This window comes from Glycocaulis sp. (genome assembly GCF_052168375.1).
GTDB lineage: Bacteria > Pseudomonadota > Alphaproteobacteria > Caulobacterales > Maricaulaceae > Glycocaulis.
Map to the genome: position 1 here is coordinate 1 of NZ_JBQLZR010000153.1, position 12055 is coordinate 12055.

Below are 12055 nucleotides of genomic sequence, written 5' to 3' on the forward strand. Positions count from 1 at the left end.
CGCCCGGGCCAGTGATGTTGAGCCGGACACCCGAAACTCGGAGTCCGGCTCTTTTTTTGCCTATTCGGCGGCTCGTGCGGGCTCGGCCCGCATCAGGGAGGGTAGCCAGTTCTCATAGGCCTGTTTCAGGCGGATGAGATCGAGCGCATGGCCGCCATTGATCGAGATGGCGCGCCCACCGGCAATACCGGCAACGCTGACCGGCACGTTGGCGGCGATGGCATTCTGTCGAATGGTTTCCGCCGTCGCGGCGTCAGCAGCGATCAGGTAGCGGGCCTGATCCTCGCCGAACATCCAGGCAAAGGCGGGCAGGGCGCCGTTATAGGCGAGCTTCACGCCCACGCCGGAGGCAAGGGCCATGTCGGCGGCGGCGCTTGCCAGCCCGCCATCGGAAATGTCGTGCACCACGCGGGCGCGCCCGGCGCGGATCTCCGCGCGGACGAAATCGCCATTGCGCTTCCCGGCTGCGAGGTCGACATGGGGCGGCGCGCCGTCCTCCTTCTCCTCGATATGGCGCATGTAGAGAGACGCGCCGAGTTCTCCGCGCGTCTCGCCGATGAGGAGGACGACATCGCCCTCCTTCATGCCGCCAAAGCCTGCCCGCCTGGAGAGGTCGGGCAGCAGGCCCACGCCGCCAACCGCCGGGGTGGGCGGGATCGCCTTGCCATCGGTCTCGTTATAGAGCGAGACATTGCCCGACACGACGGGGAAGGAGAGCACGCGGCAGGCTTCCGACATGCCTTCGACGCAGCCCACAAACTGGCCCATGATTTCCGGGCGTTCGGGATTGCCAAAATTGAGACAGTCGGTGATGGCGATCGGGTCTGCGCCCACGGCCGTCAGATTGCGCCAAGTCTCGGCCACGGCCTGCTTGCCGCCCTCGAACGGGTCGGCATAGCAATAGCGCGGCGTGCAGTCTGTCGTGATGGCAAGTGCCTTGTTCGACCCGTGCACGCGCACCAAGGCCGCGTCAGCCGGGTCTTCAGAGCTGGCCATGGTGTCGGCCATGACGTGACGGTCGTACTGGCCCCAGATCCAGCGCTTTGACGCCATGTCGGGGCTACCCATCAGGGTCAGCAGCGCTTCGCCCAGATGCTCCGGCCCCTTCATGGTGCGCGGATCAATGCTGGCGCGCGCTTCCGGCTCGAACCAGGGACGGGTATAGGCCGGGGCCTCTTCGCCAATCGGGTCCAGCGGCAGATCGCAGACCACCTCGCCCTGGTGTTTGAGCACCATGCGGCCGGTATCGGTCGTGCGGCCGATGGTGGCGACGTCGAGATCCCATTTGCGGAAGATGCGCTCGGCAATCGGCTCCGCACCGGGCTTGAGGATCATCAGCATGCGCTCCTGCGATTCGGAGAGCATCATCTCGTAGGCGGTCATGCCGGTTTCGCGCTGCGGCACATGATCGAGATCGAGCTCGATGCCGAGCCCGCCGCGTGAGGCCATCTCGACTGACGACGAGGTGAGTCCGGCCGCGCCCATGTCCTGGATGGAGCTGATCGCGTCCTCTGCCATCAGTTCGAGGCACGCTTCGATCAGCTTCTTCTCGGTGAAGGGATCGCCCACCTGCACGGTCGGGCGCTTTTCTTCGCTGCCTTCGCCGAATTCTGCCGACGCCATCGTTGCGCCGTGAATACCGTCGCGGCCCGTCTTCGCGCCCACATAGAGCACCGGGAAGCCAGCTTCCTTGGCGGCAGCGGTGAAGATGCCTTCACGCTTGGCGAGGCCCACTGCCATGGCATTGACCAGGATATTGCCGTTATAGCCCTTGTCGAAATTGGTCTCGCCGCCAACGGTCGGCACGCCGACGCAATTGCCATAGCCGCCAATGCCCGCGACCACGCCGGAGACGAGCTGGCGGGTCTTGGGGTGGTCCGGTGCACCGAAGCGCAGCGCGTTCATCAGCGCCACGGGGCGCGCGCCCATGGTGAAGACGTCGCGCAGAATTCCGCCCACACCCGTCGCCGCGCCCTGATAGGGCTCGATATAGGAGGGGTGGTTGTGGCTCTCCATCTTGAAAACGGCGACATCGCCATCATCAATGTCGATCACACCGGCATTCTCGCCGGGGCCATAGACCACGCGGGCGCCGGTGGTCGGGAATTTCTTCAGATGGACCCGGCTCGACTTGTAGGAGCAGTGCTCCGACCACATGACCGAGAAAATGCCGAGCTCCACCATGTTGGGGGCGCGGCCCAGCACACGCAGGATCGTCTCGTACTCGTCAGCCGTGACGTGCTCCAGCGCGATCTCTTCGGTGATGCCGGGGGCGTATTTGGGGGAAATATCGGTCATCAGGCCTGACCTCCCAGAAGGCTTTCAAACACGCCGAGGCCATCGGTGCCGCCATGCACCGGGTCCACCGCCCGCTCGGGGTGGGGCATCATGCCCAGCACGTTTCCTGCTGCATTGGTGATGCCCGCAATGTCACGGATCGAACCATTGGGATTGTTGAGGTAGCGGAAGGCCACCTGGCCTTCGCCTTCCAGCCGGTCCAGCGTCTCGGCGTTGGCAAAGTAATTGCCGTCATGGTGCGCGACGGGGAAGGTAACTTCGCGGGTCTCGCCATAGGCGCGGGTAAAGCGCGAATTGGCGGTCTCGATCTGCAAAGGCGTGCGCTCGCACACGAAGAGAAGGCCGGCATTGCGCATCAGCGCGCCGGGCAGCAGCCCCGTCTCGATGAGGATCTGGAAGCCGTTGCAGACCCCAAGGACCGGCAGGCCGTCTTCAGCGCGCTTTACCAGATCGCGGGTGATCGGCGAGCGGGCTGCAATCGCGCCGGAGCGCAGATAGTCGCCATAGGAGAAACCGCCTGGAACCATGACGAGATCAAGCCCGTCCGGAAGGCTGGTTTCCTGGTGCCAGATCATGGCCGGGGCCTGCCCCGTAACCAGACGCAAAGCCTCGGCCGCATCGCGGTCGCAATTGGAGCCGGGGAATACAATGACAGCGGTCTTCATGGCGCGAGGCTTTAGCAGGGGATTCACGCCAAGGCGAGAGGGCCGTGCGGCAAAGCGGTCAGCGTTGCACCTTTGCCGCAGACCGTGGCCGGTCAGCCCAGTTCGGGGGGAAGCTGGCGGGCGTGCAGGATGCGAAGGATGAGAACGCTGCCGTCGGGCTGAACCTTTTAGACAAATCTGTGGGATTTGACGGAACGAAGCCGCAGACCTTCATCGGTTGCGGCGATAGCCGGCGCCGCATCCGGGAAGGTGACGAGCAGTTTCAACCCGTCTTCAAGCGCACGTACGTATTGGCGCGCTGCGCTCAATCCGAACTCCATCGCGCCGTAATACGCGATAGCATCGAGGTCCGCTTCAGCAGCGGCAGAAAACTCAATCCGGCGCGCCATTGGCTCTTGCGCGCTGGAAGGCCTCTTCCCTGATCTCCTCAAAGGTCTTGTCGCTGATGCCGCTATCGATGCCTTCCTGGATCAGCCTGTCGAATTCTGCGCGCTTGCGCCGGTTCTCGTCATCGCGGCGGATCAGGTCGCGGACATAGTCGCTGGCGCTGGCGTACTGGCCGGAGCCGACCTGCGCATCAACGACCGATTTCAGGGCATCGGGCAGGGAGATATTCATCGTGGCCATGGCGATTTCCGTTCGGATGAGCTGTTGATGGCATACTTTGCCAAAAATTGCGCAAATTGCCAAGCTCGCCGGGCCGCTGCTCCAGTGTTAGCCTGAAGGCGGGATCAAGGGAGAGCGCTCATGCCTGTTCTGGGAATCGGGGGCCTGTTCGTCCAGTCGGCGGACCCGGAAGCCAGCATGGCCTGGTACCGTGACGTGCTGGGATTGCAGCTCGACCAGTATGGCGGGATCACCTTCAGCCATGGCGAGGCGGCGGCCCGTTTTGGCGATGGTGCGCGCAGCATCTTTGCCCGCTTCAAGGCCGGGACGGATTATTTCCAGCCCTCTGCCCAGCCCTTCATGATCAATCTTCTGGTCGATGATCTCGACGCGCTTCTGGAGCGCATCAAGGCGCATGGCGTCGAGCTGATCGGTGAGCCGGAGAGCTACGACTACGGCCGCTTCGCCTGGATCATGGACCCGGACGGGGTGAAGATCGAATTGTGGGAGTCAGTCGAGCTTTAGGCCGCCTTTACAGGCGTCTGATCCGAAGAAGACTGGGCATCTCTTCGTCGTTCCCGTCCCCGCCTACGCGGGGACAGGCGCAGGCGGGAACCCAGAGCCACATGCACCGCCTGAGCCCCATGATCGCTGGATGCCGGTCTCACGCGGGCATGACGAGGGGAAAGGGCTTTAATTGGTAAACATGGATCACCTGCATGCGCGGGTGATCTAGAGTGCTTCAAGACTTACGCGCTCAGCTCGATGTCGTAATTCTCGATCACCGGATTGGTCAGCAGCTTGTCGCACATGGCCTTCACGCGCTCGCTGGCTTCCTCGGCATCGACGCTGGACAGGTCCAGCTCGATCAGCTTGCCCTGGCGCGCGCCGGTCACTTCTTCAAAGCCCAGCGTTTTCAGCGAATTGGCAACGGCGGTCCCTTGCGGGTCCAGCACGCCGGGTTTCAGATAGACGTGAATTTTCGCTTTCATCGTGCCTGGTCCTGTTCGCTGTCTTCGGTCTCGGGCGCTGCGCCGTTTGCGCTGTCCATCTCGCGCATGATGCCGAGGCGGCGGGCGACTTCGGCATAGGCCTCCGTAACATTGCCCAGATCGCGGCGGAAGCGGTCCTTGTCCATCTTCTCGTTGGTAGTCATGTCCCACAGGCGGCAGCAATCGGGGCTGATCTCGTCGGCAAGGACGATGCGGGGTATGTCGTTCTGGTCGTAGAGACGGCCAAACTCCAGCTTGAAGTCGATCAGGCGGATGCCGGCACCGGCAAACAGGCCGGAGACGAAATCATTCACCCGCAGCGCCAGGGCGATGATCTCGTCGATCTCCTGCGGGCTCGCCCAGTTGAAGGCCGTCACGTGCTCTTCGGAGACCAGCGGATCGCCCAGCGCATCATCCTTGAAGTAGAACTCCACGATGGCGCGCGGCAGCGGCTCGCCTTCGGGGATGTTGAAGCGCTTGGAGATGGAGCCGGCGGCGACATTGCGCACCACGACTTCCAGCGGGATGATCTCCACCTCGCGCACCAGCTGCTCGCGCATGTTCAGGCGGCGGATGAAATGGGTCGGCACGCCGATCCGGTTCAGGTGTTCCATGATGAACTCGCTGATCCGGTTGTTCAGGACGCCCTTGCCCTCCAGCGTCGCGCGCTTCTGGGCGTTGAAGGCGGTCGCATCATCCTTGAAGTGCTGGATGATCGTGCCCGGCTCCGGGCCCTCATAGAGGATCTTGGCTTTACCTTCGTAGAGTTTCTTGCGGCGTGACATGGGGGTCATCGCTCTCCGCTGGGCAACAGGAAAACTGGCAGGCGCGCCATGAGGCCCTTCATGCGCGCGAGTCTTGAGTGCGGGTCAATCGGTGTCGTGTCAAACGCGAAGCGGCCCGTCAATACGGGCCGCCTTTGATGTTCAGGATACGCGCTCGGGCAGGCGCCCGCAATACTGGCCTGCAATGCGCTGCAAACGATTGATAAAGCGGGCGCGGCGCGATACCCATGGGATCAAACACTCCCCCGTCCCACCAGATCAGGAAATCACCCATGTCCGGCTTTGATGATCGCGAGAAGGCTCACGAAAACCGCTATGCGCGCGAGCAGGAGCTTGAGTTCAAGGCCGGTGCGCGCCGCAACAAGCTGCTCGGCCTGTGGGCGGCGGAGAAGCTGGGCCTGTCCGGGGATGAAGCCGACGCCTACGCGAAGGAAGTCATCGCCGCCGATTTCGAGGAAGTTGGCGATGAGGATGTGTTCCGCAAGGTCCGCAAGGATTTCGATGCCAAGGGCATTGCCGTCTCTGACGTCGAGCTCCGCCACGAGATGACCCGCCTGCTCGATGTGGCGCGCGCCCAAGTGCAGGCAGGCTAGTCAGAGCCGCGATCGCCGCCATCGCGGTGTGACGGCTTGCTGCGCAGCACATCGCGCTCGATCAGCTTGAAAGCCGCCAGCACGATGAGGGCCAGGATCACGGCCGCGCCGCCGAGCACGAACGCGCCCGCCCCGAAGGCAACACCGACCGCCCCTGCCAGCCAGAGTGCGGCGGCGGTCGTCACCCCGTGCGTATTGCGCCCCGCGCGGATGATCGCGCCTGCGGCGATGAAGGCGACACCGGCGGTGACCGCCTCGATGGCGCGCACCGGATCAGCCATGATGCCGCCCTCGTCATCGCCCGCCGACATCGCTATCTCGAAAGCCAGAAGGGTGAACAGGCAGGCGGCCAGAGCCACCAGCATGTTGGTGCGCAGGCCCACATGGCGGCGCGGCCGCTCGCGCTCCAGCCCGATACAGGCCCCGGCTATCGCCGCGAGGCCCAGCCGCGTCACGCTTTCCAGCACTGTGCCCGGCGCACCGGGATCATTCATCCATTCGGGCATGGGCTCCTCCCCCTGACTAACGGGCGGGGAGGAGGAGTGTTCCGGGATGGGATTTACCCGAAGACCCGCGCGAAGATCGTGTCGACGTGTTTCAGATGATAGGCCTCGTCAAAGCAGGCATCGATCTGCGCCGGTGAGAGCAGGGCGGTCACGTCCGCATCAGCTTTCAGGTGATCGGCGAGCTTTCCGCCCTCATCCCAGGTTTTCAGGCCATTGCGCTGGACGAGGCGGTAGGAATCCTCGCGGCTCGCGCCGGCCTGCGTGAGGGCGAGAAGCACGCGCTGGGAGTTGTGAATGCCGCCATGGGCTTCGAGATTCTCGCGGCAGCGGTCCGCATGCACGATCAGGCCTTCAATCATCGAGGCGGTGCGGTGCAGGGCAAAGTCCAGATGCGCGGTGGCGTCCGGGCCAATGCCGCGCTCCACCGAAGAGTGCGAGATATCGCGCTCATGCCAGAGGGCGACATTTTCCATCGCCGGCGTGACGGCCGAGCGGACGAGGCGCGCAAGCCCGGTCAGGTTTTCGGTCAGGATGGGATTGCGCTTGTGCGGCATGGCCGAGGAGCCTTTCTGCCCCGGCGAGAAATATTCCTGCGCCTCGCGCACTTCCGAGCGCTGGAGATGGCGCACCTCGACCGCAATGTTCTCGATCGCCGAGGCGATCAGGCCCAGCACGGCGAAGAAATTGGCATGCCGGTCACGCGGGATGACCTGGGTGGAGATCGGCTCCACGGCAAGGCCCAGCTTGCCGGCGACATGGGCTTCGACTGCCGGGTCGACATTGGCGAAGGTGCCGATCGCCCCGGAAATGGCACAAGTTGCCACCTCCTCGCGGGCGCGCACCAGCCGTTCCCGGTTGCGGGCGAATTCGGCATAAAAGCGCGCGAATTTCAGGCCCATCGTGGTGGGTTCGGCATGGATGCCGTGGCTGCGCCCGATACACACCGTCATCTTGTGCTCGAATGCCCGCTTTTTCAGCGCCGCCAGCACCCGGTCCATGCCGGCCAGAAGAAGATCGCTCGCGCGGGTAAGCTGCACGGCAAGGCAGGTGTCGAGCACGTCGGAGCTAGTCAGGCCCTGGTGGACGAAGCGCGCTTCCTCGCCAACGAGTTCGGAGAGATGCGTCAGAAAGGCGATGACATCGTGCTTTACCTCGCGCTCGATCGCGTCGATGCGCGCGACGTCAAACTCCATGTCTTTGGCTTTCCACACCGCCTTGGCGGCAGAGGCGGGCACAACGCCCAGCTCAGCCAGCTTGTCGGTGGCGTGCGCCTCGATCTCGAACCAGATGCGGTAGCGGGCCTCAGGGCTCCAGATCGCTTCCATTTCGGGCCGGGTATAGCGGGGGATCATGGGCGCGCCTCTTGGTGACGGTGGAAAACAGCGCGCTTCGTCGCCCCTGAGGGCCGACAGGTCAAGAGGCGGGGTCTGCCGCATCCGCTCTCAACGCCGCAATGCCAGCGCGGGCCAGGGCGTCTGCGCGCTCATTGCCCGGATCGCCATTATGGCCCTTCACCCACACCCATTCGACGCGGTGGCGTCTGGCGGCTTCATCGAGGGCCTGCCACAGTTCGGCATTCTTCACCGGCTTCTTGGCGGCTGTCTTCCAGCCATTCCTCTTCCAGCCATGGATCCATTTCGTCACCCCGTCGCGCACATAGACGCTGTCGGTAACGAGGCGCACATCGGAGGGGCGCTTGAGCGCGTTGAGCGCCTGAATCGCCGCCATCAGCTCCATGCGGTTATTGGTGGTCTCGGCCTCGCCGCCGAAGAGCTCCTTTTCATGGCCCTTCCATTCCAGAAGCGCGCCCCAGCCGCCGGGCCCCGGATTGCCCGAGCACGCGCCGTCGGTATGGATGGTGATGAGGGTGCTCAACGTCTCGCTCTCTGGAATGCGCCTATTGGGGCCGATCCCGAAAGCAGCCCGGCAGAGGCTTAACCCGATGCGCAGCCAAGGGCCAGAAGCACGCTGTCACGGCCCGCCGGATGGAGTTACTCGATGCCGGTCAGCACCCGGTCGGCAACGACCGGTTCACAGCGCGAGGGGGTTATGGGTTCGAGATCGAACAGTCCGTCCAGCACGTCGCGCGCGGCCTCATAACGGGCTTCGGCGGCGCAGGTGTAGTCGTTATGGTTGAAAGGCAGGATGCCCGCTTCAATCTCGGCCTCGGTGGCATCCGGATCGTAGCGGAGGTCATGTAGGGCGGAGATCATTTCGAACTCGGCGAGCTGATACTGCGCCCAGAGATAGGGGGAATACAGATAGGGCGGTGCCCAGTATCCTTCCTGCGCTCCGATCGCGTACATGAGTGTAGAAAAAACGGACCGGCCTGAAGTGCGTTCAGGCAGGTTGCCGGACCTGCGGGCGAACTCCGCAAACGTTGCCAGGTCACCGGCGGCGTCAGCAAGAGGCTGTGGAAGGTCGCCTTCAAACAAATCGTCGAAGATGGCGATTTCGTCCAGATGCCAGGGCATGCCGCCAGACTCGGCCTCTCCAAGTACTCTGAGCCGGGCCGCATTCAGCCTTACGATGGCAATACGAACGAAATGCAAGGGGTAGGCGCCTAGACTGGTGGTGTCCTGGAGGTTTCCGCCGGGGCGCTGATAGGGTTGGTAATCGTATGGGCTTTGGCGTCCGATACGGTCATGGCTCTCTGCCAGAGTTATCAGGTGGGTCCTGTAGGCCTCCAAGTCTCTCGCTTCGATGGCTGCTAGGGCCCTCGGGTAAGTATCCGACACAGATGTCAGTGCGCGGAAATACCCCGCCTCGTAGTCATTATAGGCTATTGTATCGAGCTCAGCGGTAAGGCGCTCGCGCTCGCCGCCGTCAGCGTCAATCGCGGCGTATATCTCATAGAGCAATATGGCGATATAGGCCCTGCCGAGGCGGCTCCAGTCCTCACTGGTTTTCAGAGTTTCCAGCCTCTGCGCCTGGCTTTCCAGCTCGGCCCGGTTGGCCGCCACATCACAGCCCAGATGCATCGCGCGCAGGTGCAGGCGGGACAGGTCGGCCCCGCCGGAGGCCGGGCGGGCGGCGATGCCATCGCCGTCCGCCGCGAACCCCCATTGCGGTGAACCGCTGGTGAAGAAATGCGTCACCGTACCCGGCTCCACCCGGCTTTCCGGGTGGTAGTGGCCGGGCGTGCTCAAAGGCGACACGATCAGGTCAGAGGCCAGGCCGATCCGGCAGTCAGGCGTCGTGGACACAAGCGTCAATGACGCGGCCATTAGCGAGAACATGCCCATGGAATCGCTCCTCCTGCTGCCGACGGCCCCGATGCGCCGTCAGGTTGCAGGAGCGTAGCATGGCGGGGAGCATTTCAGGAATGACGCTGTCCTACCCGCCTCAGCGCGGTTGGACGGTCCATTTCGCGTCGAGGTCCTTCAGGCCGGCGGCGATCAGCTCGGCCAGCACGTCCATGTCGATGTCGGACAGGCGTTTGACATAAAGGCAGGACTTGCCTTTGGAGTGCTTGCCGAGACGGGCCAGGATCGGTCCGAAATCGGTATAGCCGGGCAATATGTAGATGGAATGCTGGGCTTTGCGCGGCGAAAACCCGGTGGCGAGGAAATCGCCTTCGCGCCCGCTCTCATAGACATAGTGATAGCGCCCATAACCGATGATGGAGGGGCCCCACATGACCGGCTCGAACCCTGTCACCTTTGCAAACAGGGCGGTGAGCTGGCGGGCTTCCTCGCGCTTGTGTTCCGGTTCTATCGTGGCCAGAAATTCGTCGACGGAGACGGGTGTGGCCTGCGTCTTGTTTTCGCTCATCACGCCACCTCGCGCGGCAGTTTGAAGACGACATCCTCGCTCGCCACGCGCACTTCCTCAATGGTCAGCTTGCGGAAACCGGCGAGCTGCGTCAGCACGTCCTCAACGAGTTCCTCCGGCGCGGAGGCCCCGGCGCTCACGCCCAGCACATCGACATGATCGAGCCAGGCCCGGTCCATCTCCGATGCGTTCTGGACAAGGCGGGCATCGGGTGCGCCGGCGCGCTTGGCCACTTCCACAAGGCGCACCGAGTTGGAGGAGTTGGGCGCGCCCACCACCAGCACCAGGTCCGAGCGCGGGGCGAGGGCCTTCACTGCCTCCTGACGGTTGGTCGTGGCGTAGCAGATATCTTCCTTGTGCGGCGCGGCCATGGCCGGAAAGCGCTGCTGCAGGACCTCGACGATGGCCGCCGTGTCATCGACCGACAGCGTGGTCTGGGTGACGTAGGCGAGCTTTTGCGGGTCGCGCGGGGTGAAGGCTTGCGCATCCTCCACCGTCTCGATGAGGTGGATGGCGCCTTCAGGCAGCTGACCCATCGTGCCGATCACTTCCGGGTGGCCGGCATGGCCGATCAGCACGATCTCCAGATCATTGCGGTGATGGCGCGCGGCCTCGACATGCACCTTGGAGACAAGCGGGCAGGTGGCATCGACGAACAGCATGTTGCGGGCCTTCGCCGTCTCGGGCACGCGTTTGGGAACGCCATGGGCGGAGAACACGACCGGGCGGTCGTCCGGGCATTCGTCCAGCTCCTTGACGAAGACCGCGCCCATGGCCTTGAGCCGGTTCACCACATGCTTGTTGTGCACGATCTCGTGGCGCACATAGACGGGCGGTCCGTAGCGCTCCAGCGCCTTCTCCACGATCTGGATGGCGCGGTCCACACCGGCGCAAAAACCGCGCGGTGCAGCAAGGAGAATGTGGAGGGGCGGCAACGTGCTCACGGTTTTCCTCAGTGGCAGGGGCGCGACAGCGTTGCTCTCGCGCTATGCACGGCTTAGACACGAGGTTTAGCAGAGCCCGGCGCGCCCGCAACCTGCACGGCCCGCCTCTCACGCATATCGACGAACTGGCATTCGGGAGATCCCATGCGTTCCATCGCCGCTGTATGTGCCGCCGCCATCCTGCTTGCCGGCTGCCAGAGTGTCCGTGACCGGCTGGACGGCCCGCAGGCCAATCCCGGCCCGTGCCCGAGCGCGCTTTCGCTCTACGACGCCCACCGCCTGGTGGAATTCCGCGGCGAGGAGCAGCTCCTGCGCAATGTGGGCTTTACCGGCGAGATTCTCAATGTCGCGGGCGGGTGCAGCTACACCGACCGCAATGCCTCGCCGATCGACATGGAACTGGCCGTGCGGTTTGCTTTCGGGCGCGGCGCTGCCGCCGAGGGCAGCACGCACACCTACCGCTATTTCGTGGCCGTGACGCGAACCGACCGGGCCGTGATCGCGCGCGAGGTCTTCCCGATCACCGTCACATTCCCGGCCGGGGCAAACCGGGTGGAGATCGTGGAGGAAATCCCGACCATTCTGATCCCGCGCGCCGGGGCGGATACGTCGGGTTCGAACTTCGAGGTGATTGTCGGGTTCGAGCTGACACCGGAACAGGTGGAGTTCAACCGCTCGGGCCTGCGTTTCCGCGTTCCCATCGAATAATCAGCCCCTCTGGACCGACATGACACGACTAGCCGATCAGCTCAGCGCCCTGCTGGGCGATGCCTTTGCCGCATCCGGCCTTGATGCCGGGCTTGGCCGCGTATCGGAAAGCGACCGGCCCGACCTTGCGCCCTACCAGTGCAACGGGGCGCTGGCGGCTGCGAAGGCGGCCGGCAAGCCGCCG

15 protein-coding genes are annotated in these 12055 nt (G+C 64.0%); 3 read left to right on the plus strand and 12 right to left on the minus strand.

Annotated features, from left to right (window positions below):
- Positions 1-60: 60 nt before the first annotated feature.
- From purL to ACTS2Z_RS06105, 4 genes are all read right to left on the minus strand, one after another.
- On the minus strand, positions 61-2298 hold the full coding sequence (purL, locus tag ACTS2Z_RS06090; protein ID WP_442572329.1) for a phosphoribosylformylglycinamidine synthase subunit PurL: 2238 nt from the start codon (positions 2296-2298) through the stop codon (positions 61-63).
- Entirely contained in the window at positions 2298-2963 is a 666-nt protein-coding gene (gene purQ, locus ACTS2Z_RS06095) for a phosphoribosylformylglycinamidine synthase subunit PurQ (RefSeq protein WP_442572330.1), read from the minus strand. Before purQ ends, purL begins: the two co-directional genes overlap by 1 nt.
- Positions 2964-3130: 167 nt before the next feature.
- A complete protein-coding gene (locus ACTS2Z_RS06100; RefSeq protein WP_442572331.1) occupies positions 3131-3352 on the minus strand; it encodes a type II toxin-antitoxin system RelE/ParE family toxin in 222 nt (73 codons plus the stop codon).
- Positions 3336-3590, minus strand: coding sequence for a type II toxin-antitoxin system ParD family antitoxin (locus ACTS2Z_RS06105; protein ID WP_442572332.1), 255 nt, complete (start codon positions 3588-3590; stop codon positions 3336-3338). Before ACTS2Z_RS06105 ends, ACTS2Z_RS06100 begins: the two co-directional genes overlap by 17 nt.
- A gap of 120 nt (positions 3591-3710) precedes the next feature.
- Between ACTS2Z_RS06105 and ACTS2Z_RS06110 the strand changes: the two genes are divergently transcribed.
- On the plus strand, positions 3711-4094 hold the full coding sequence (locus tag ACTS2Z_RS06110; RefSeq protein WP_442572333.1) for a VOC family protein: 384 nt from the start codon (positions 3711-3713) through the stop codon (positions 4092-4094).
- A gap of 224 nt (positions 4095-4318) precedes the next feature.
- Here the strand turns inward: ACTS2Z_RS06110 and purS are convergent, their stop codons facing one another.
- A complete protein-coding gene (purS, locus tag ACTS2Z_RS06115; RefSeq protein WP_188451709.1) occupies positions 4319-4561 on the minus strand; it encodes a phosphoribosylformylglycinamidine synthase subunit PurS in 243 nt (80 codons plus the stop codon).
- Positions 4558-5346, minus strand: coding sequence for a phosphoribosylaminoimidazolesuccinocarboxamide synthase (purC, locus tag ACTS2Z_RS06120; RefSeq protein ID WP_442572342.1), 789 nt, complete (start codon positions 5344-5346; stop codon positions 4558-4560). Before purC ends, purS begins: the two co-directional genes overlap by 4 nt.
- A 272-nt stretch (positions 5347-5618) precedes the next feature.
- On the opposite strand from purC, the gene ACTS2Z_RS06125 reads away from it, so the two are divergent.
- On the plus strand, positions 5619-5939 hold the full coding sequence (locus ACTS2Z_RS06125; protein ID WP_442572334.1) for a DUF1476 domain-containing protein: 321 nt from the start codon (positions 5619-5621) through the stop codon (positions 5937-5939).
- On the opposite strand, the gene ACTS2Z_RS06130 is transcribed toward ACTS2Z_RS06125, so the two are convergent.
- The 6 genes from ACTS2Z_RS06130 to ispH form a co-directional block, all read right to left on the minus strand.
- The gene (locus ACTS2Z_RS06130) at positions 5936-6445 is read right to left on the minus strand and encodes an MgtC/SapB family protein (RefSeq protein ID WP_442572335.1); all 510 of its coding nucleotides are present in this window, start codon (positions 6443-6445) and stop codon (positions 5936-5938) included. The genes ACTS2Z_RS06125 and ACTS2Z_RS06130 overlap by 4 nt on opposite strands.
- Positions 6446-6498: 53 nt before the next feature.
- Positions 6499-7797 (minus strand): adenylosuccinate lyase, encoded by a 1299-nt coding sequence (gene purB / locus ACTS2Z_RS06135; protein ID WP_442572336.1) that lies wholly within the window; start codon positions 7795-7797, stop codon positions 6499-6501.
- 61 nt (positions 7798-7858) lie between these two features.
- Positions 7859-8320 (minus strand): ribonuclease HI, encoded by a 462-nt coding sequence (gene rnhA / locus ACTS2Z_RS06140; RefSeq protein ID WP_442572337.1) that lies wholly within the window; start codon positions 8318-8320, stop codon positions 7859-7861.
- 116 nt (positions 8321-8436) lie between these two features.
- Complete coding sequence (locus ACTS2Z_RS06145; RefSeq protein WP_442572338.1) at positions 8437-9690, minus strand: hypothetical protein; 1254 nt, start codon at positions 9688-9690, stop codon at positions 8437-8439.
- Positions 9691-9790: 100 nt separating this feature from the next.
- Entirely contained in the window at positions 9791-10219 is a 429-nt protein-coding gene (locus tag ACTS2Z_RS06150) for a DUF1801 domain-containing protein (protein WP_442572339.1), read from the minus strand.
- Complete coding sequence (gene ispH, locus ACTS2Z_RS06155; RefSeq protein WP_442572340.1) at positions 10219-11163, minus strand: 4-hydroxy-3-methylbut-2-enyl diphosphate reductase; 945 nt, start codon at positions 11161-11163, stop codon at positions 10219-10221. Before ispH ends, ACTS2Z_RS06150 begins: the two co-directional genes overlap by 1 nt.
- A gap of 144 nt (positions 11164-11307) precedes the next feature.
- Here ispH and ACTS2Z_RS06160 point away from each other — a divergent pair, with 144 nt between their 5' ends.
- Positions 11308-11871 (plus strand): hypothetical protein, encoded by a 564-nt coding sequence (locus tag ACTS2Z_RS06160; protein ID WP_442572341.1) that lies wholly within the window; start codon positions 11308-11310, stop codon positions 11869-11871.
- Positions 11872-12055 lie beyond the last annotated feature (184 nt).

Bases quoted from the DNA above. Each gene is read 5' to 3' on its own strand.
- ACTS2Z_RS06160 (WP_442572341.1), top strand. From the start codon at position 11,308: ATGCGTTCCATCGCCGCTGTATGTGCCGCCGCCATCCTGCTTGCCGGC.
- purS (WP_188451709.1), bottom strand. From the start codon at position 4,561: ATGAAAGCGAAAATTCACGTCTATCTGAAACCCGGCGTGCTGGACCCG.
- ACTS2Z_RS06105 (WP_442572332.1), bottom strand. From the start codon at position 3,590: ATGGCCACGATGAATATCTCCCTGCCCGATGCCCTGAAATCGGTCGTT.
- ACTS2Z_RS06145 (WP_442572338.1), bottom strand. From the start codon at position 9,690: ATGGGCATGTTCTCGCTAATGGCCGCGTCATTGACGCTTGTGTCCACG.
- purL (WP_442572329.1), bottom strand. From the start codon at position 2,298: ATGACCGATATTTCCCCCAAATACGCCCCCGGCATCACCGAAGAGATC.
- purC (WP_442572342.1), bottom strand. From the start codon at position 5,346: ATGTCACGCCGCAAGAAACTCTACGAAGGTAAAGCCAAGATCCTCTAT.
- ACTS2Z_RS06150 (WP_442572339.1), bottom strand. From the start codon at position 10,219: ATGAGCGAAAACAAGACGCAGGCCACACCCGTCTCCGTCGACGAATTT.
- ACTS2Z_RS06130 (WP_442572335.1), bottom strand. From the start codon at position 6,445: ATGCCCGAATGGATGAATGATCCCGGTGCGCCGGGCACAGTGCTGGAA.
- purQ (WP_442572330.1), bottom strand. From the start codon at position 2,963: ATGAAGACCGCTGTCATTGTATTCCCCGGCTCCAATTGCGACCGCGAT.
- ACTS2Z_RS06100 (WP_442572331.1), bottom strand. From the start codon at position 3,352: ATGGCGCGCCGGATTGAGTTTTCTGCCGCTGCTGAAGCGGACCTCGAT.
- purB (WP_442572336.1), bottom strand. From the start codon at position 7,797: ATGATCCCCCGCTATACCCGGCCCGAAATGGAAGCGATCTGGAGCCCT.
- ACTS2Z_RS06125 (WP_442572334.1), top strand. From the start codon at position 5,619: ATGTCCGGCTTTGATGATCGCGAGAAGGCTCACGAAAACCGCTATGCG.
- ACTS2Z_RS06110 (WP_442572333.1), top strand. From the start codon at position 3,711: ATGCCTGTTCTGGGAATCGGGGGCCTGTTCGTCCAGTCGGCGGACCCG.